An 18,257-nucleotide genomic window follows, 5' to 3' on the forward strand; every position below is an offset into this window, starting at 1 on the left:
CGCCCGCCCCCCCCCCCCCACCCCCCCCCCCGCCCCCCCCGCCCCCCGCCCCGCCCCCCCCCCCCCCCCCCCGCGCCTGCATAAACTCATCGCAGCCTGATCAAACCGACCACGTGTTGCAACAACCCCTGGAATCCGCCCTCCCGGCGCTGGGGCGTTGCCGTGCGCCTTCACGTCCCCTTGCTTCCCGTTGCTTCCCCTTACTTCCCCTTACTGCCCCCTGCTCCCTCTTACTCCCTGCGGGCGAGCGGTGTGAATACTCCGCTACGTACAGTTGCCCGCAGGACCAAATGGCGGAATGGCGCCTTACACCATCGGCGGTATGACTGTCACAATGCGTCGGTGCACCAGACAACGGCCCCGTCCGCCCGCCCCTCCGGACGAACCCTCGGCCTCGGCCTCGCGCTGATCTCCGCCTGCGCCTTCGGCGGCTCCGGCACGGCCGCGAAGCCGCTGATCGAGGCCGGGCTCTCCCCGCTCCACGTGGTCTGGCTGCGGGTCACCGGTGCCGCCGTGGTCCTCCTGCCGATCGCCTACCGCCACCGCGGCGCCGTGCTCCGCCGCCCCGGCCTGCTGATCGGCTTCGCCCTGCTCGCCGTCGCCGGCGTCCAGGCCTGCTACTTCGCGGCGATCTCCCGCATCCCGGTCGGCGTGGCCCTGCTCATCCAGTACCTCGGCCCGCCGCTGCTCATCGGCTACGTCAAGTTCGTCCAGCGCAAGCCCGTCAGCCGGGGCGCGGCGTTCGGCGCCGCGGTCGCCGTGACCGGCCTCGCCTGCGTGGTGGAGGTCTGGAACGGCCTGAGCTTCGACGCGCTCGGCGTCCTGTTCGCGCTCGGTGCCGCCTGCTGCCAGGTCGGCTACTTCGTGCTGGCCGACGCCGGCCGCCGGGGCGAGCGACCGGTCGACCCGATGGCCGTCAGCGCGTTCGGCCTGCTGATCGGCGCGGTCGTGCTCACCGTGGCGACCCGGCCCTGGGAGGCCGACTGGAGCCCGCTCGGCGGGGACGTCGTGATGAACGGGCACTCGCTGCCCGCGTTCCTCCCGGCCGCCTGGATGGTGCTGGTGGCGACCGTCCTCGCCTACTTGACCGGCGTGGTCTCCGTCGGGCACCTCTCGCCGCCGGTCGCCGGGGTGGTGGCCAACCTGGAGGCCGTCGTCGCCACCGTGCTGGCCTGGATCCTGCTCGGCGAGCACCTCGGGCTGCCGCAGCTCGCGGGCGGCCTGCTGGTGCTCGCCGGGGCGTTCGCGGCCCAGGCGAGCAAGCCGGCGGAGGCCGCGGGGACCGCGCGGGCGACGGAGTCCGTCGCGGTGGACGCCGTCGCGGTCGAGCCCGTCGTGGGGGCGGTGGCGGCGGCGGCCGAGGCCGTCGCGGTGGACGCCGGGGAGCCGACCACCGCCGAGAGCGGGGTCAGCGGCCGACCCAGCCGAACCAGTCGAAGTGGTTGAGCGGCCACACGACGGCCGACACCGGCCCCACCACGTTGCCCACCGGCACCGCGCCGCCACCCGGGCCGCTGCGGTGGTAGCGGGAGTCCGCCGAGTCGCTGCGGTGGTCGCCCTCCACCCAGATGTGCCCGGCCGGCACCGTCACCGGCCCGAAGTCCAGGCCGGCGCAGGAGTCGTCCCCCGGGTGGAGGTACGGCTCGTCGACCTTCTTCCCGTTCACGGTGAGCGTGGTGCCGGTGCACTGCACGGTCTGACCACCGGTCGCGATCACCCGCTTGACCAGGTAGTTGTCGTCCTTCGGCGGCACCAGCCCGACGAAGCTCAGCGCCGAGGTGAGCGCGTTGGTGAACGGGTTGCCGTCGACCGGCTGCGGCGGGAGCCAGTCGCCCGGGTCCTTGAAGACCACCGGCTGCCCCTGCTCCGGCTCCCAGCCGGTCAGCGGCGCCAGCTTGTTCACGCCGACCCGGTCGCCGATCCGCAGCGTGTTCTCCATCGAGCCGGACGGGATGGTGAACACCTGGAGCAGACAGGTCTTGATCAGCAGCGCGAGCGTCAGGCCGACCGCGATCATCGCCGGGATCTCGATCCACCACGGCCGCGGCTTGCGCCGCGTCCGCCGGGCCTTGCGGGCGCGTCCGCCACGGGCCCGGCGGCGGGCCTCGGCGCGACCGCCGGGGGCGGCGGAACTCTCGGCACGGCCCTCGGCCTCGCTCGGCGTTTCGGGCAGGTTCACCGCCATCGTCGCTGCTCCACCTCTCCGGCTGCGGAAACCTGCACGCTACGCCAACCGTGGAGCCTCACGAAATCCGGACTTTAGCCGCGCCCGACACCCCCGGCACCCCTGACACCGGGCCCCCGGGACGCTGATTCACCGCCGCGGAGCCCGCCGGTACCGGTTGAAAACAGTCGGAACCGGTCGACATCGGTCAGTGCCGGACCTTCTCGGGCCCGCGGCCCTCGTGCGCGGAGCCTCAGGCGCGGGCGATCGCCTCGTGGTGGCGGATGACCTCGGCGATGATGAAGTTCAGGAACTTCTCAGCGAAGACCGGGTCCAGCTTGGCCCCGGCGGCCAGCTCGCGCAGCCGCTTGATCTGGTCCCGCTCCCGCGCCGGATCGGCCGGCGGCAGCTTGTGCTCGGCCTTGAGCCGGCCGACCCGCTGGGTCGCCTTGAACCGCTCGGCCAGCATGTGGACCACCGCGGCGTCGATGTTGTCGATGCTCTCGCGCAGGCTGGTCAGCTCGGCGCGCACGGCGTCGTCCACCCCCGCGGGCAGAGCGGCGTCGGAGGTCGTGGGGTGGTCCGTCATCGCGGCGGCTCCCGGAAAGGCTGGTGGTGGAAACCCGGCCGTACGGCGGCCGAGCTCGGGCCCGCGCCAATCTAACAGGGCTCCCGGCCCCGGTCCCCTCCGTTGCACCCGACCGTCCACGATCCGGACGGCGCACGCACCGCCGCACCGCCCGGCGCCCGAAGTACCCGGGGACGGACCGGGGCCCACCGTAGGCTGGTGCGTGCATGACCGGAAGTGACGCACCAGCAATTCCTCAGCTGCTCCTCAGCAGTTCCGCAGCAATGTCAGCAATGGAGGTACCGATCGTGGCTACGACCCGCACCGCCCGCACCGCCTGGGAGGGCAACCTGCTCCAGGGCAAGGGGCAGGTGACCTTCGCCTCGTCCGGCATCGGTGAGTACCCCGTCTCCTGGGCGGCCCGTGCCGAGGAGCCCAACGGCAAGACCAGCCCGGAGGAGCTGATCGGCGCCGCGCACTCCGCGTGCTTCTCGATGGCCCTCTCGCACGCCCTGGCCGGCGCCGGCACCCCGCCCGCCAAGCTGGACACCCAGGCCGACGTGACCTTCCAGCCCGGCGCCGGCATCACCGGCATCCACCTGACCGTGGTCGGCGACGTCCCGGGCCTGGACGAGGCCGGCTTCGTGAAGGCCGCCGAGGACGCCAAGGCGAACTGCCCGGTCAGCCAGGCCCTCACCGGCACCACCATCACCCTGACGGCCACGCTGGCCTGACGTTCCGGCGGACGCCCCGCCGGCCGAGGCCCCACCCCGCTTCGCGCTCCCGGCGCGCAATCGGTGTCATGGGGCGCGGGTTCGGCGCACGCGCCCCTGGCGCACATCATGTGATGTGTACCGGGGGCGTCTGCATGTACCGCCACGGTTGACCCCAAAGCGGGCGAATCACCCTGGCGGCGGTCACCGCGCGTTGCCGACGCGTCCTATGATCGGCCGCAGCGCCCTGTTCTTCACGCGGGTGTCCACGCGGTCTCCCCCACGCGGCAGTTCCCCGCCGGGCGTCCCGCGCCGGACCGACCCCGAGGACCGCGACAGAGTGCGGAGCCGGCCGCCGCAGTCCCGGGTGACCGGTCGGACCAGCATCAGGCGTCAGCAGCGGACGGGAGCATGCCGTGCCGGGCCAGAACGAGGGGGCCGACGCACACCACCCGGGGGTGGCCCTGGAGGACGGGCCCACCAACCGGGACGGAGCCCGGGACAGCACCCCCGAGGTGGCCCCGGACGCGGCACCCGAAGTGCTCCTCTGCCCCACCTGCTCGGCGCCACTGACCAACGGCGCCCACCGGGCGGACGACGGGACCGACCGGATGCTCACCGCACTGCGGGCCAGCGAGTCCCGCTTCCGGGCCGCCTTCTGCGACGCCGTCATCGGCATGGCCCTGATCGACCCCGACGACCGGATCATCGAGGTCAACCCCGCCTTCGCGGCCCTGCTCGGCCGCGGCGTCGGCGAACTCGTCCGCACCCACCTGCACGAGATCCTCGACCCGGAGGGCATGCCGCACCGGCTCTTCCCCGCCCTCGTCCACGGCGGACGCGAACGGTTCCGGGTCGAGAAGCAGCTCAGGCACCGCGAAGGCCGCACGGTCTGGAGCAAGGTGACCGTCTCCCTCATCCGGGACAGCGCCGGGCACCCCCTCTACACCCTCGCCCTCGTCGAGGACATCACCGAACAGCGCCGGCTCGGCGACCGCCTCGAATACCAGGCCCTCCACGACCCGCTGACCCGGCTCCCCAACCGGACCTACTTCTTCGAACGCCTCGACGCCGCCTGCCTCACCGGCGACCCCCGCCCCGCGGACGGGCGCCGCGTCGGCGTCTGCTACCTCGACCTCGACGGCTTCGCCGCGATCAACGAGACCCTCGGCCACCACATCGGCGACCAGCTCCTGATCGCCGTCGCCACCCGGCTGCGCGGCGGCTTCCCCGGGCACAGCGCCCACCTGGTCGCCCGGATGGGCGGCGACGAGTTCGCCGTCCTCGTCACCGACAGCGCGGGCAGCGAACAGCTCACCGACCTGGCCGCCCGCATCCTCGAAGCCCTGGAACTCCCCTTCGACATCGCCGGCCACCGCCTGGTGATCACCGCCAGCGTCGGCGTCGTCGAACGCCCCGTGCACGGGACCACCCCGACCGACCTGGTCAAGGACGCCGACGCCACCCTCTACTGGTCCAAGGCCGACGGCCGCGCCCGCTGGACCCTCTACGACTCCGACCGCGGCGCCCACCAGCTCACCCGCCAGCTCCTCGCCACCGCATTGCGCCCGGCCCTCGAACGCGGCGAGTTCACCATCGAGTACCAGCCGCTGGTCGGCCTCGCCGACGGCGCGGTGCACGGCGCCGAGGCCCTGGTCCGCTGGCGCCACCCCCGCTACGGGACGCTCTCGCCCGACCGCTTCATCCCGCTCGCCGAGGAGTCCGGCGCGATCGTGCCGCTCGGCAAGTGGGTGCTGGAGGAGTCCTGCCGCCAGGCCCGGCAGTGGCTCACCGAGTTCCCCGACACCGAGACCTTCGTCAGCGTCAACCTGGCCGCCCGGCAGATCTGGGACTCCGACGTCGTCGCCGACGTCGCCCGCGCCCTCGAACGCACCGGCCTGCCCGCCCGGCTGCTCCAGCTGGAGATCACCGAGAGCGCCCTGCTCGGCCCCGGCGGCCGCCCGCTCCAGGCCCTGCAGGCACTCGCCGACATGGGCGTCCGGATCGCCATCGACGACTTCGGCACCGGCTACTCGAACCTCGCCTACCTCTCCCGCCTGCCGGTGCACGTGCTCAAGCTCGACGGCACCTTCATCGAGGGCTTCCGCGACCCGGCCCCGGCCGGCCGGGCCGACCACCCGGCCCCCGACAGCCGCCGCAGCGACGCCGACGAGCAGATCGTCGGAGCGATGGTCCAGCTGGCCCACACCCTGGGCCTGACCGTCACCGCCGAGGGCATCGAGAACGCCGCCCAGGCCGAACGCCTCCGCCTCACCGGCTGCGACACCGCCCAGGGCTGGTACTTCGCCCGCCCCGGCGACGCCGAACGCGTCGCCGCCATACTGCGCCGGTCCCGGCCCGCTCCCCGGTAACGGGCCGGAGCGCGAGCGCCGCCCGGCGGACGGCGGCTGACTCGCGGCTGGCGGACGGCGGCTGGCGGCTGGCGGCTGGCGGACTGAGCGTCCGCAGGGCCGAGTACCGGGGATCCCCGCGACCCCGGCCACGACGATGGCCGGGCCGGGGGCGCTGGGGCGGCCGGCGGTCAGGCGGCACCCCGGCCGCAGGGGCTCGCCACCTCGCTCTCGGCCGCCCGGTTGCCGGGCGGCTCGGTTGCTCGGCGGCTCGACGGCGGCTCGGGACGAGCCCGCGACGGTATCTGGCGGCCTGCACGACCGGACGCCGGCAACTGCGGGGAGTCTCCGGCCCGGCGCCCATGACCTGGCAAGGTCCGTCAGGACACGGCCGGTCGCTCGCTCGACGCGTCGCGATGGGCGCGCGAGGAGGTCCGGCCCTGAGGGCTCCAGCCCCGGCACCACCTCTGTGAGCAGGCCCGTTGCCCGCCGGTCCGGTCGCCACCGGAGTCCGCCACGGCCTGCCGGTCAGGGACCCGCCGACCCCGGCCACGACGATGGCCGGGGACAGGCGGTCTGCGTCGGGCGGTCTGCCTCAGGCCGTGACCGTCAGGCCGTAGGCCTCGGCGATCCGGCCGTAGGAGCGGAGGCGGGCCTCGTGGCCGTGGATGTGGGAGGTGATCATCAGCTCGTCGACGCCCGTCCGCTTGCGCAGGGCTTCGAGGCCGTCGGCGACCTCGCCCGGGGCGCCCAGGACCACGTTGGCCAGCCAGTTGTCGATGAAGTCCGCCTCGACCGGGCTGTACGGGTAGGACTCGGCCTCCTCCGGCGTGGGGATCGGGCCGGGGGTTCCGCGGCGCAGCCGGAGCATGCCGAGCGCCGCGGAGCGGGCGAGGCGGCGGGCGGAGTCCTCGTCGTCGGCGGCCACCGCGCTCACGCCGATGAGGGCGTAGGGCTCGGTGAGGACGGCGGAGGGGCGGAAGGAGTCCCGGTAGAGGTCGAGTGCCGGGAGGGTGTTGGCGCTGCTGAAGTGGTGCGCGAAGGCGAAGGGCAGGCCGAGGCGGCCGGCGAGCTGGGCGCTGAAGCCCGAGGAGCCGAGGAGCCAGATCGGCGGTCGGGCATCGCCGTTGGGGACGGCCGTGAGCCGGGCGTACGGGTGGCCGGCCGGGAAGTCGCCGTCGAGGAAGTGGGTCAGTTCGGCGAGCTGCTGGGGGAAGTCGTCGGCGCCCTCGGCGAGGCCGCGGCGCAGTGCCCGGGCGGTGGCCTGGTCGGTGCCGGGGGCGCGACCGAGGCCGAGGTCGATCCGGCCGGGGTGCAGGGCCTCCAGCAGGCCGAACTGTTCGGCGATGGCGAGCGGGGCGTGGTTGGGGAGCATGACGCCGCCGGAGCCGAGCCGGAGCGTGGTGGTGTGGGCGCCCAGGTGGGCGAGGAGGACGGCCGGGGTGGAACTGGCGACGCCGGGCATGCCGTGGTGCTCGGCGACCCAGAAGCGGTGGTAGCCCCAGCGCTCGGCGTTCCGGGCGAGTGCGGTGGTGGCCGCGAGCGCCTCGGCTGGGGTGTGGCCGGCGCCGACGGTCGCGAGGTCGAGGATCGAGAGCGGGGCGGGTGCGGTGCCGCGGGCGGTGCCCCGGATCGCGGGGGCGGGCGGTTCGGTGCCGTGTGTCTGCTGGTCCTCGGTGGTCATGCCGCTCGCCTTTCCGGTCTCTTCTACTCCTGCCGATCGGGGGCAACCACCGTCCGGCGCCCGCTGTTCCCCGCCTCCGGGGTGTCTCGCGGCACATCTCCGGAGCCGCCGCTCGATCCGCGGCCGGAGCCGCCGCCGACCGGACGTTCGGCTGACGCAGCGCCAGCGGGCGGACACGCGTGGCGACTTCACGCCAGAGCCGGAAGTCGCCAGCCGCAGGTCTCGCGATGGACCGCCGGAGTCCGGCAGGCTGGTGATCAGGAGCGGGGGCATCGATGGGAAGCCCCCCGTTCCCGTTGACAAGGTCGCCGGGCTGGACCAGTTCCGGACGATCCATGCGAGCCCCCGGAGTGGAAACCCCGCTCCGGGGGCTCGTTCCATTCCATGTGCGGCCCGCATCCGTCCGGCCGGGCGCAAATCCGGCAGCGGTTCCACGCCCGGCGGGAAGTGCGGCAGCATGGAATGTGGCGCGGATCACTCCGGCGGCTGGTGCCGCCGACCGCGACGGCTTCGTTCCCCGGCTGTGATCCCGCGCATACCCGGGGTGCTTCATGGCATGAAAAGTCGAGGCGCTAGCGTTGACCCCAGCAGCCACCTGCTCCCCCGGGCGGCGTGGAGGGAGTACGGGCCTTGAACTTCGTGGCGGCGATCGGATCCTCGTGGATCTGCGCCCTGGCGCTCTGCGCCGTACTCGGCGACGCCCTCCTCCCCTTCATCCCCAGCGGCACGCTGGTGATCCTGGCCGTGCTCAAGACCGCGCAGATCGACGGCGCCCCGGTGCTGCTCGGCCTGGGCGTTGCGATTTCCTCGTTCCTCGGCGACCTCCTGCTGCTGCACCTCGCCCGACGCGGCGCCCCGCTGGTCCAGCGGCGGCTGGCGCGGCGCCCCAAGCTCGCGGCGAGCGTGTCCCGGGTACAGCAGGCCCTGGTCGAACGGCCGCGCGGGGCCGCCGCCGCGATGGTGGTGGTCGCCCGGTTCGTGCCGGCGGGAAGGACCGTCCTCGACCTGGCCATCGGGCACTCCCCCGACCACCCGCACCGCTTCCTGCACTGGTCGGCGCTGGCGGCGCTGGTGTGGGCCGCCTACATCGTGACGCTGGGCTGGCTGAACAGCCACTGGTTCGACACCGCCTGGCTCAGCCTGGCCGTCTCCTGCACGGCGGCGACCGTGGTGAGCACCGCGATAGCACGAATAGTGCGCCGTAACCGGCGACTCTCGGCACTCTGACGGAGCCCGCCCCCGCGGCGGTACGGTACTGCCCGAGCGAGTAGTCGGCCGCGAAGCGTCACAGGACCGCAACAGAACCGGGATCCCTGCAGCCCAGCCGGGCGCCATGGGCGTGTTGACCCACGTCGGGCCCGGACGACCCCTTTGATCGCCGTCCGGTCCGCATGACATGCTAACGGCGGAATACTCATCAATTGCCCGATTTGACCGGTAAGGCCCAGAGCCGCCCGCACCACCGGCCGTCGGCACCAGGGGAGACCATGACCAGCATCTCGCGCAGGACCGTGCTCAGTGCCACCGCAGCGACCGCGGCCCTCGGGGCGGTCGCGGCCTGTTCCAGCAACGGCTCCGGCTCGGGACCGGCCTCCTCCTCCGCCCCCTCGGGCACCCCCGCCCCCGCCCCGACCGGCACCACCGATCCGACCCAGGCCGTGGTGCCCAAGGGCACGCCGATCGGTGACGGCTCCAACGCGGACACCGGGCCCCAGCCGAACCAGCCCAAGCCCGAGAAGCTCAAGCCCGGCGAGCGTCCGCCGCAGTTCGTCGTCTTCTCCTGGGACGGCGCGGGCGGCACCGACGACGGCCAGTTCCCCCGGTTCCTCAAGCTGGCCGAGCAGTACAAGGCCACGATGACCTTCTTCCTCTCCGGCATATACGCCCTGCCGAAGGGCAAGTCCAGCCTCTACCACCCGCCGAAGCACGCGGTCGGGGCCTCCGACATCCCGTACCTGTCGGACGGCGCGGTCAAGAGCACGCTCAAGCTCGTCAGCCAGGCCTGGCTGGCCGGGCATGAGATCGGCACCCACTTCAACGGGCACTTCTGCTCCAGCCGCCCGGACAAGAACGGGGTCAACATGTGGACCCCGGACGACTGGCAGAGCGAGATCGACCAGGCGATCGGGTTCGTCACCCAGTGGCGGACCAACACCGGCTTCACCGACGTCGACCCGCTGCCCTTCGACTACAAGAAGGAGCTCATCGGCGGCCGGACCCCGTGCCTGGAGGGGCAGAAGGCGCTGCTGCCGACGGCGGCGAAGATGGGCTGGAAGTACGACGCGAGTTCGGCGGGCGGCCTCCAGATATGGCCGCAGAAGGTGCAGGACGGCAAGGTCTGGGACTTCCCGCTGCAGTCCATCCCCTTCCCGGGGCACACCTTCCAGGTCCTGTCGATGGACTACAACATCCTGGCCAACCAGTCCAGCGGCAGCACCAAGGGAGACCCGTCCAAGTACGGCGACTGGCGCAACCAGGCCCGGGACTCCTACCTGGCCGGCTTCGACCGCGCCTACAACAGCAACCGCGCGCCGTTCTTCATCGGCAACCACTTCGAGCAGTGGAACGGCGGCATCTACATGGACGCCGTCGAGGACGCGCTCAAGGCCATCGCCGGCAAGCCCGAGGTGCGGCTGGTCTCCTTCAAGCAGCTCGTCGAGTGGCTGGAGGTGCAGGACCAGTCCACCCTGCGCAAGCTGCGCACGCTCAACGTCGGCCAGGCGCCCACCGGCGGTTGGGAGACCTTCCTGGGCGCGGCCGGCTGACGGCCGCACCCGGCGAGCGGCAAGCGACGGGAGGGGACAGGGGCGGGGACGGGTTCGGCGGACGCTAGGCATGCCCGCCGGACAGGCGGCTCACGATGGCCCCGGCGCCGTCCGCCGACCAGAGAATCGAGTAGTGGTTGGTGTCCGGCACGGGCGAGGCCGGCACCCGTGCCCGGTCGAGCCCGGACCGCGCGATCCGCTCGGCGTCGTAGAGGCCCTGCGCTTCGTCGAACAGGCCCCGTTCCGCCCACAGCAGTTCGGCCGGGCAGGGCAACCGGTGCACGGCTGCGGCCGCTTCGGTGTCCAGCAGCACCTGGGCGCCGTCGGTCTGCACGGCCTCCAGCACACAGGAGGAGCGCAGCTCGGGCTCGCGGCCGACCAGGTCCCGCTGGGTGTAGGCGTCGATCCCGTCCGACCAGGCGGAGCCGACGGCCGGATGCCGCTGCCAGAAGGCCCGGTAGGCGTTCCGGTCCGGGAAGGTCATCGAGAGGCGCGCCAGCGCTGGGCCGAGCACGGCGGCGAGGGCGTCCTCCTCTCGGACGCCGTCGGGCAGCGGGAAGGTCAGCGCTCCGTCCACGAGCAGCACCCGGCCGACGAGTCGGGGGTGCCGCACCGCCGCCAGGGCGGTCACCCACGCCCCCATGGAATGCCCGACGACGGTGGCCGGCCCGAGTCCGAGCGCGTTGATCAGTGCGGCCACGTCGTCTGCGTGGCGGGCCAGGCCGTACGGCCCGGCGAGCGCGCGGCTGCCGCCGCGGCCCCGTAGGTCGGGGGCGAGCAGAGTGACCTTCCCGGCCAGTCGGCGGGCGACCTCGTACCACGCGAGGCCGTTGGCGGTGATGCCGTGCACCGCCACGACGGTGGGCGCCCGCGGGTCCGCGGCGGGCCAGCGCAGGACGGACAGAGCGCCGCCGGGCACCGGGACGGCCAACTCCTCGGGGTGCAGGGACGACTGGCTCACGTGGGACCACCTCCGGTGGGACGGGCAGGACGGACACCACCCGGCGGGCGCGTCGCGCGGGCGGATCGGGCGGCGCGGATACGGGCGGGCAGCCTGGCCAGACCGCCGGGCAGCAGGTAGACCACGGCGACGAACAACGCGCCGAGCAGGAACAGCGGTTGGGAGAGCGGGGCGCGCAGGACCGCGGGGAGGTCCGCGACCGTCCCCGAGTTGGCGAGGTCGCCGAGCCGGTGACCGGCCCAGGTGTAGAGCACGCCGCCGAGCAGCGGACCCCAGCGGGTGCCGGATCCGCCGAGGACCACCATGACCAGCAGCGCGAGGGTGGCGTCCGAGGTGGCGGCCTGCGGAGTGGCGCCGCCGGTCAGCAGCAGGTAGACGACCCCGCCCGCTCCGGCGAGTCCGCCGGCCAGCACGAAGGCGACCAACTTGTAGCCGTAGGGCCGCAGTCCGAGCACCTCGACCCGGCGCTCGTTCTCCCTGATGCCCTCCCAGACCCTGCCGGTCGGCGAGTTGACGGCACGGTGGACGACGCCGAGGGTCAGCGCCAGGTAGGCGACGGCTATCCAGTACAGGTTGGCGGTGTTCTCGATCCCGAGCAGGCCGGCGGGCAGGTGGTCGGCCGGCGCGGACCGGCCCTCCTCGCCACCCGTGATGCCACCGGGGTTGCGCTGGACGAGGATCGAACCGGCCTGGGCGAAGGCGAGGGTGACCATGGAGAACCCGATGCCGGAGACGCGGAGGCTGACCGAGCCGAGGAGGAGGGCCAGCGCGACGGTGCAGGCCACGCCGAACACCGCGGCGGCGGCGAACGGCAGGTCCAGCTCCAGCATCCCGAGGTCGGTGGCGTACAGGCCGGTGGCGAAGTAGAGGGCGTGACCGAAGGAGAGCAGTCCGGTCCGGCCGAGCAGGAGGTCGTACCCGGTGGCGAGCGCCCCGTAGAGCAGGCACAGGGCGATGAGTTGGAGACTTCCCGGGCTGCCGAGCGGGCCGTCGAGCAGTCCCGGGACGGGAAGCACACTGTATGGGGCGACAAGGAGCGAGATCAGCAGAGCGATCGGCCACCAGCGTAGCGCTCTGTGCACCGGTGTCGAGCGATTAGTGACTGAATCACCTGTTCGAGGGATACCGCGCGGCTCGTTCCTGTGATCGGATGTGGTCACGGCAGGGCCGGTGTCAGTCCCCCCTGCCACAGTGTCGGTGTCGGCGGAGCTGGTGTCAGTCCCCTCTGCTGACATGGTGGTCCCGGCAGGGCTGGTGTCAGTCCCCCCTGCCAGGGTGGCGGCGGTTCGGTCGGCCGTCATGCCACCGGTGCTCGTGATCGGTGTTTCGGCGCTCACGCGAGCCTCCCGGTGAGTCCACGGGGTCGGACGAGAAGCAGGACGGCGAGCAGGACGACGACGGAGAGGTCGCCGAGCCCCGCCCCGGTGTAGTAGTTGGCGAACTGCTGGACGAGACCGACGCCGGCCGAGGCGACGGCGGCGCCGGTGACCGAGCCCAGGCCGCCCATCACGACGACGACGAACGCGAAGACGAGCAGGCCGGTCCCCTGGCCGGGGGTGACCGAACCGAAGTAGAGGCCGCCGAGGGCCCCGCCGAGCGCGGCGGCGGCCCCGCCGATGGCGAAGACGAGGGTGAAGGCCCGACGGACGTCGATGCCGAGCGCCGTGACCATCGCCCGGTCCTCGACGCCGGCCCGGACGATCAGCCCGTAGCGGGTGCGGGCGAGGAACAACCGAAGAGTGAGCAACAGCACCGCGGCGGCGGCCACGAGCACGAAGCGGTTGACCGGGACGGTCGCGCCGAGCACGTGCCAGGTGCCGGCGAGGGCGGCGGGCTGGGGGAAGGGGCGGGCGTCCGCGCCCCACGCCCCCATCAGCAGGGCGGGGACGGCGAGCCCGACCCCGACGGTGGCGAGGATCTGGTCGCGCGGCCGGCTGTAGAGCGGCCGGATCAGGGAGAGCTCCAGCAGGACGGCGGTGGCCGTCCCGACGAGGGTGCCGAAGGGCACGGCGAGCCAGAAGGAGAGACCGGCCTCGGTGCCGGCCCACCAGGTGGCATAGGCGCCGATCGAGAGCAGGGCGCCGTGCGCGAAGTTGAGCACGTCCATCAAACCGAAGATCAGCGACAGACCGGAGGCGATCAGGAAGTACAGCGCACCGAGACCGAGTCCAGTGCAGGAGAGGAGAACGATGGTGTCCATCAGGGCTTCACCTCCGTGGTGACGGCGGAGACGCTCGGAGCTCCCAAGGGCGGGGCCGCCGCGGGCATGGCCGCCGAGGCCGTGGCCGCCGCGACCGGCCGGCGGGTGCCGACGCCGAGCAGGCGACGGGCGGCCTCCTCGTCGGCCACCAGCGCGACGGTGTCGCCCTGGTGGGCGGTACGGCCGTCGGCCAGGACGACGCAGGTACCGGCGAGCCGGCGCACGAGGGCGAGGTTCTGCTCGACCAGGAGGACGGGCACGGCCTCGGCCGCGCGGGCCAGCACGTCGGCCACCTCGGCGACGACCTTCGGGGCCAGGCCCTTGGTCGGCTCGTCGGCGATGATCAGCCGGTTGCGGTTGAGCAGCGTCCGGGCGATCGCCACCATCTGCTGCTGGCCGCCGGAGAGGGTGCCCGCCAACTGTGCGGACCGCTTCCTCAGTTCGGGGAAGAGTTCGTGGACGAGGGCGTAGTCCGGTTCGCCGCCGGGAGCGCCGCGCTCGGCGACACGGAGGTTCTCGGCGATCGTCAGGCCGGCGAAGATCCCCCGGTCCTCGGGGGCGTAGCCGATGCCGTGGCGAACCACCAGATGAGTCGGAAGAGAGGAGATCTCCGTATCGGCGAAGAGGATGCTGCCCGTTCGGGGCACCAGGCCCATGACGGCCCTGACGGTGGTGGTCTTGCCCGCGCCGTTGCGGCCGAGGAGCGCGGTGACCCCGGCCGGGGCGACGTCCAGGTCGACGCCGTGCAGGATGTGCAGCCCGTTGACGACCACGCGCAGATCGCGAACGGAGAGGAGAGGAGGAAGGCCGGTCACAACGCCTCGCCCAGGTAGGCCTGTTGGACGGTGGGGTCGGCCATCACGGCCTCCGGGGTGCCCAGGGCGAGCAGAGTGCCGTGGTGCATCACCGCGAGGCGGTCGGCGAGGCCGAGCAGGACGTCCATGTGGTGCTCGACCATCAGGACGGTCCGGCCGAGGTCCCGGTGCACCGAGCGGATCAGCGCGGTGAGGGCGGGCACCTCCTCGGCGCTCACCCCGGCCATCGGCTCGTCCAGCAGGATGAGTCGGGGGTCGGAGACCAGCAGGACGGCCAGTTCGAGCTTGCGCTTCTCGCCGTGGGAGAGCGCGCTTGCCACGGTGTCGGCCCGGTGGGCGAGTTCGGTGCGGCGGAGGGTCTCGTCCACCTGGTCGGCGAAGCGGTCGGCGCGGCGCCAGAGCCGGTACGAGGCGCCCGGCCCGGCGGACGCCTGGGCGGCGAGACGGACGTGGTCGGCGACGGTCGTGCCCGGCCAGAGGGAGGAGGTCTGGAAGGTCCGGCCGAGTCCGCGGCGGGCGCGGGCGTGGACGGGCTCGGCGGTGATGTCGGCGCCGTCGAGGCGAAGGCGGCCGTGGGTCGCCGGGTAGATGCCGGAGATCAGGTTGAACAGGGAGGTCTTGCCGGCCCCGTTGGGGCCGATGAAGGCGATGAACTCGCCTTCGGCTACGGAGAAGGAGACGTCCTCGACGATCGGGACGCCGCGGACGGACCAGCCGAGTCCGTCCAGACTCAGAACGGAGGTGGTCACGGGCGGGGAGGGAGTGGGCAGAGCCGGAGCGGGCATCGGATCAGCCCGCCATCGGGGCGACCGGGGGCGCGACCTCGTCCGCGGTGAGGGCCTTCGCCACGGAGGGCCTGGCATCGGCGCCGGTGCCGGTCAGCCGGACCTGGAACATCGGCTGGAGCAGGGCGTGGTCCTCGGCGCGGACGGTGGTCCGGCCCTTGACCCCGTCGAAGCTCCAGCCCTCCAGGGCCTTCACCAGGGCCGAAGTGTCCTCGGCGGAGCCGTGGGCGGCCTCGACGGCGTGGACGATCATCTGCGCGGCGGTGAAGCCGTCGGGGGTGAAGATGTCGGTCTTGCCCCCGGCGGCGGTCACGGCGTCCGTCATGGCCTTCTCCACCGGGGTTCCGGCGGCACCGGCGAAGTAGTGGTTCAGGAAGTAGATCCGTTCGCCGGCCGGACCGAACAGCGGGTAGGAGGCGGCCAGGTCGAGGCCGGTGACGACCTTGGTGCCGGAGAACACGTCCTGCTGGCTGAGCGCCGTCCACAGGGCCGACGCGGTGTCGCCGGCCCAGGCGACGAAGAGCAGATCGGGCCTGGCGTTCCCGGCCTGGGTGGCGAAGGGGGTGAGGTCGGTGGCGCTCGGCGGGGCGAGCACCTGCTCGACCGTCGCGCCCTGGGCGCCCAGTACGTCCTTGACGGCGGCCACGTTGGCCTGGCCGAAGGCGTTGTCCTGGGCGAGCACCGTCACCTTCCTGCCCTTGGCATCGCCGATGAACGAGGCGGCGGTGCGGATGTCCTGGTAGGACTGGCGGCCGGAGCGGAAGGTGTACCGGTTCAGGCCGGTGATCTTGTCGGCGGCGGCCGGGCCGCTGATGAAGAGCACCTTGTTCTGGGCGGCGATCGGGCCGACCTGGAGGGCGACGCCCGAGGCGGTGGAGCCCGCGAGGATCTTGTGCCCCTTGCCGATCAGGTCCTTGGCGGCGGACACCGCCTTGGCCGGGTCGCCCGCGTCGTCCTGCTCCTCGACCTCGATCCGGTGTCCGTCGACCGCGCCGGTGCCCTTGGTCGCGTAGTCCAGACCCGCCTTGAAGCCGTCCACGTACTGCTTTCCGTAGGCGGCCAGCGGGCCGGTCCTGGAGTACACCAGGCCGACCTTGACCGGGCTCTTCACACCGCCGCCGTCCGCCGCGCCCGTCCCGGCGGTGCCGGCCTTGGCGCAGCCCGCGGCGAGCAGGACGCAGGCCGCGAGCGCGGCGAGCCGCCGCCCCGGTCCGCCGGTCGGGGCCCGACGGGCCGCGGTCCTGGTGGGGGCTGTCGAGCTGCACATGGTGACCGACTCCTGGGGATGGGGCGGGTGGATGCCGGAACCGTAGGTGTGCGGTGAGACCGGCGACATGTGCCCGGACGACGCATCAGCCGGTCGTGATGTGGCTGCGACCTCCATACCGTCGGGCCCCGGAGGCGGCGCGGGCGCCACGCACTTGCCACGGTGTGCCCTCCCGACACGGATCCGCAGCCGGCCATGGCGGCAGCAGCCATGGCCGCGACGGCGCGGGGCCGGACACCGTGGAAGGACCGGCGTTCCCTGCTCGCGACTCGTCCGCCCACAACTCCCCTCACGAGGTGCTCCTTTGGACAAGGTCATGGACTCCCCTGCCGACGCGGTCCGGGACATCCCCGACGGCGCCGTGCTGGCCGTCGGCGGCTTCGGCCTCTGCGGCATCCCCAGCACGCTGATCGGCGCCCTGGTGCACGCCGGGGCCACCGGGCTGCGCGTGGTCTCCAACAACTGCGGGGTGGACGGCTGGGGGCTGGGCCTGCTGCTGCGGGCGGGCCGGATCGCCCGGATGACGTCCTCCAACGTCGGCGAGAACAAGGAGTTCGCCCGGCAGTACCTCTCGGGCGAACTGGAGGTGGAGCTGACGCCGCAGGGCACGCTGGCCGAGCGGCTACGGGCCGGTGGGGCGGGCATCCCGGCGTTCTACACCCCGGCGGGCGTCGGCACCCAGGTCGAGGAGGGCGGGCTCCCCTGGCGGTACGCGGCGGACGGAACGGTGGCGCTCGCCTCGCCGGCCAAGGAGGTCCGGGAGTTCGGCGGCCGGCGCCACCTCCTGGAGGAGGCGATCACGGCCGACTTCGCGCTCGTCCGGGCCGAGGCGGCGGACCGGCACGGCAACTGCGTCTTCCACGCGGCCGCCCGCAACTTCAATCCGCTCTGCGCGGCGGCGGCCCGGATCACCGTGGTCGAGGCCGACCGGATCGTCGAACCGGGAGCGCTGGATCCGGACGCCGTGCACCTCCCCGGCGTGTACGTCGACCGGGTCGTGGCCGCGGACCCCACCGACCGGCGGATCGAGCGCCGCACGGTCCGCGCAACGCCAGCGACTCCCGGCACCCCCACCGCCCCGACCCCCACCGCCACACGAGAGCAGGCCTGAGCCGATGACCGCCGCGACACCGTTCGACCCCCGCAAGGCACTCGGCCCCCGGAAGGCATCCAACCCCCGCAAGGCATCCAACCCCCGCAAGGCACCCGACCCCCGGAACGCCCTCGCCGCGCGCGCCGCGAGGGAGTTGCGCGATGGGGAGTACGTGAACCTGGGCATCGGCCTGCCCACCCTGATCCCCGACCATCTCCCGCCGGGCGTGGAGGTGGTGCTGCACTCGGAGAACGGCGTCCTGGGCGTGGGCCCGTACCCGGCCGACGGCGCCGAGCACGCCGACCTGATCAACGCGGGCAAGGAGACCGTGACCGTCGCGGCGGGCGCCTCGTACTTCGATTCGGCCGTCTCCTTCGGCATGGTCCGGGCCGGCCGGATCGACGTCTCGGTGCTCGGCGCGATGCAGGTGTCGGCGGCCGGCGAACTCGCCAACTGGATGATCCCCGGGAAGACGGTCAAGGGCATGGGCGGCGCGATGGACCTCGTGCACGGCGCCCGGCGGCTGATCGTCGTCATGGAACACACGGCCAGGGACGGCTCACCGAAGATCGTCGAGGAGCTCACGCTCCCCGCCACCGGACGGCGGGTCGTGGACCGGATCGTCACCGACCTGGCGATCGTGGACGTGACGCCGGCCGGGCTGCTCCTCGTGGAGACGGCACCCGGCAGAACCCTCGAAGAGGTGCGTGCAGCGACCGGAGCCCCATTGCTGACGTAGCGTCAAGTTACTTGTCGAGAAACGGAGATGGCGAAGAGAGGGACCTCGGCTCGAAGTCCGCTCTTCGCCCGCTCATTCGACGGGAGCGGGCCCCGATGCGCCGGACGCGTCCAATCCGCGCCAATATCACTTCGGCACTCCGGTTTGGCTTG

The 18,257-nt window shown here is 73.0% G+C and carries 15 protein-coding genes and 1 pseudogene; 7 read left to right on the forward strand and 9 right to left on the reverse strand.

Features of this window, described 5'->3' with window-relative positions:
• The first annotated feature begins 342 nt into the window (after positions 1 to 342).
• Positions 343 to 1,446, forward strand: coding sequence for a DMT family transporter (locus ACFV4F_RS10125; protein WP_380501473.1), 1,104 nt, complete (start codon positions 343 to 345; stop codon positions 1,444 to 1,446).
• On the opposite strand, the gene lepB is transcribed toward ACFV4F_RS10125, so the two are convergent.
• Both lepB and ACFV4F_RS10135 read right to left on the reverse strand, forming a co-directional pair.
• On the reverse strand, positions 1,409 to 2,185 hold the full coding sequence (gene lepB, locus ACFV4F_RS10130) for a signal peptidase I (protein WP_380435201.1): 777 nt from the start codon (positions 2,183 to 2,185) through the stop codon (positions 1,409 to 1,411). The two genes, ACFV4F_RS10125 and lepB, sit on opposite strands and share 38 nt — an antisense overlap.
• Positions 2,186 to 2,417: 232 nt before the next feature.
• Entirely contained in the window at positions 2,418 to 2,753 is a 336-nt protein-coding gene (locus tag ACFV4F_RS10135; RefSeq protein WP_380435200.1) for a chorismate mutase, read from the reverse strand.
• A gap of 287 nt (positions 2,754 to 3,040) precedes the next feature.
• Here ACFV4F_RS10135 and ACFV4F_RS10140 point away from each other — a divergent pair, with 287 nt between their 5' ends.
• Together ACFV4F_RS10140 and ACFV4F_RS10145 are read left to right on the forward strand one after the other, a co-directional pair.
• Complete coding sequence (locus ACFV4F_RS10140) at positions 3,041 to 3,466, forward strand: OsmC family protein (protein WP_380435199.1); 426 nt, start codon at positions 3,041 to 3,043, stop codon at positions 3,464 to 3,466.
• A gap of 395 nt (positions 3,467 to 3,861) precedes the next feature.
• Positions 3,862 to 5,817, forward strand: coding sequence for a putative bifunctional diguanylate cyclase/phosphodiesterase (locus ACFV4F_RS10145; protein ID WP_380501475.1), 1,956 nt, complete (start codon positions 3,862 to 3,864; stop codon positions 5,815 to 5,817).
• A gap of 574 nt (positions 5,818 to 6,391) precedes the next feature.
• Here ACFV4F_RS10145 and ACFV4F_RS10150 read toward each other — a convergent pair.
• Positions 6,392 to 7,480 carry an LLM class flavin-dependent oxidoreductase gene (locus ACFV4F_RS10150; protein ID WP_380501477.1) on the reverse strand — a complete coding sequence of 363 codons (1,089 nt, stop codon included), beginning with the start codon at positions 7,478 to 7,480 and terminating at the stop codon, positions 6,392 to 6,394.
• Positions 7,481 to 8,119: 639 nt separating this feature from the next.
• On the opposite strand from ACFV4F_RS10150, the gene ACFV4F_RS10155 reads away from it, so the two are divergent.
• Together ACFV4F_RS10155 and ACFV4F_RS10160 are read left to right on the forward strand one after the other, a co-directional pair.
• The gene (locus tag ACFV4F_RS10155; protein ID WP_380435299.1) at positions 8,120 to 8,707 is read left to right on the forward strand and encodes a DedA family protein; all 588 of its coding nucleotides are present in this window, start codon (positions 8,120 to 8,122) and stop codon (positions 8,705 to 8,707) included.
• A 260-nt stretch (positions 8,708 to 8,967) separates the two neighbouring features.
• Positions 8,968 to 10,245 carry a hypothetical protein gene (locus tag ACFV4F_RS10160; protein WP_380501479.1) on the forward strand — a complete coding sequence of 426 codons (1,278 nt, stop codon included), beginning with the start codon at positions 8,968 to 8,970 and terminating at the stop codon, positions 10,243 to 10,245.
• Between the two features lie 64 nt (positions 10,246 to 10,309).
• Here ACFV4F_RS10160 and ACFV4F_RS10165 read toward each other — a convergent pair whose 3' ends face one another.
• The 6 genes from ACFV4F_RS10165 to ACFV4F_RS10190 all read right to left on the reverse strand — a co-directional run bounded on the left by ACFV4F_RS10165 (position 10,310) and on the right by ACFV4F_RS10190 (position 16,273).
• Complete coding sequence (locus tag ACFV4F_RS10165; RefSeq protein ID WP_380501481.1) at positions 10,310 to 11,206, reverse strand: alpha/beta fold hydrolase; 897 nt, start codon at positions 11,204 to 11,206, stop codon at positions 10,310 to 10,312.
• A complete protein-coding gene (locus ACFV4F_RS10170; RefSeq protein ID WP_380501609.1) occupies positions 11,203 to 12,330 on the reverse strand; it encodes a branched-chain amino acid ABC transporter permease in 1,128 nt (375 codons plus the stop codon). Before ACFV4F_RS10170 ends, ACFV4F_RS10165 begins: the two co-directional genes overlap by 4 nt.
• Before the next feature lie 209 nt (positions 12,331 to 12,539).
• Positions 12,540 to 13,406, reverse strand: coding sequence for a branched-chain amino acid ABC transporter permease (locus tag ACFV4F_RS10175; RefSeq protein ID WP_380501483.1), 867 nt, complete (start codon positions 13,404 to 13,406; stop codon positions 12,540 to 12,542).
• Positions 13,406 to 14,179 carry an ABC transporter ATP-binding protein gene (locus ACFV4F_RS10180; protein WP_380501485.1) on the reverse strand — a complete coding sequence of 258 codons (774 nt, stop codon included), beginning with the start codon at positions 14,177 to 14,179 and terminating at the stop codon, positions 13,406 to 13,408. The genes ACFV4F_RS10175 and ACFV4F_RS10180 overlap by 1 nt, the downstream gene beginning before the upstream one ends.
• A 38-nt stretch (positions 14,180 to 14,217) precedes the next feature.
• Positions 14,218 to 15,006: an ABC transporter ATP-binding protein gene (locus ACFV4F_RS10185; RefSeq protein WP_380501487.1), complete on the reverse strand. Its 789-nt coding sequence runs from the start codon at positions 15,004 to 15,006 to the stop codon at positions 14,218 to 14,220.
• Positions 15,007 to 15,010: 4 nt separating this feature from the next.
• Complete coding sequence (locus tag ACFV4F_RS10190; protein ID WP_380501489.1) at positions 15,011 to 16,273, reverse strand: substrate-binding domain-containing protein; 1,263 nt, start codon at positions 16,271 to 16,273, stop codon at positions 15,011 to 15,013.
• Positions 16,274 to 16,589: 316 nt separating this feature from the next.
• On the opposite strand from ACFV4F_RS10190, the gene ACFV4F_RS10195 reads away from it, so the two are divergent.
• Positions 16,590 to 17,384, forward strand: a complete 795-nt coding sequence (locus ACFV4F_RS10195; protein WP_380501491.1) for a CoA transferase subunit A — start codon at positions 16,590 to 16,592, stop codon at positions 17,382 to 17,384.
• A 103-nt stretch (positions 17,385 to 17,487) separates the two neighbouring features.
• Positions 17,488 to 18,105: pseudogene (locus tag ACFV4F_RS10200) on the forward strand (3-oxoacid CoA-transferase subunit B); the annotation flags it as partial.
• Positions 18,106 to 18,257: the final 152 nt, after the last annotated feature.

This window comes from Kitasatospora sp. NPDC059722 (assembly GCF_042733235.1).
GTDB lineage: Bacteria > Actinomycetota > Actinomycetes > Streptomycetales > Streptomycetaceae > Kitasatospora.

Bases quoted from the DNA above. Each gene is read 5' to 3' on its own strand.
- lepB (WP_380435201.1), bottom strand. From the start codon at position 2,185: ATGGCGGTGAACCTGCCCGAAACGCCGAGCGAGGCCGAGGGCCGTGCC.
- ACFV4F_RS10135 (WP_380435200.1), bottom strand. From the start codon at position 2,753: ATGACGGACCACCCCACGACCTCCGACGCCGCTCTGCCCGCGGGGGTG.
- ACFV4F_RS10150 (WP_380501477.1), bottom strand. From the start codon at position 7,480: ATGACCACCGAGGACCAGCAGACACACGGCACCGAACCGCCCGCCCCC.
- ACFV4F_RS10160 (WP_380501479.1), top strand. From the start codon at position 8,968: ATGACCAGCATCTCGCGCAGGACCGTGCTCAGTGCCACCGCAGCGACC.
- ACFV4F_RS10175 (WP_380501483.1), bottom strand. From the start codon at position 13,406: ATGGACACCATCGTTCTCCTCTCCTGCACTGGACTCGGTCTCGGTGCG.
- ACFV4F_RS10185 (WP_380501487.1), bottom strand. From the start codon at position 15,006: ATGCCCGCTCCGGCTCTGCCCACTCCCTCCCCGCCCGTGACCACCTCC.
- ACFV4F_RS10190 (WP_380501489.1), bottom strand. From the start codon at position 16,273: ATGTGCAGCTCGACAGCCCCCACCAGGACCGCGGCCCGTCGGGCCCCG.
- ACFV4F_RS10195 (WP_380501491.1), top strand. From the start codon at position 16,590: ATGGACTCCCCTGCCGACGCGGTCCGGGACATCCCCGACGGCGCCGTG.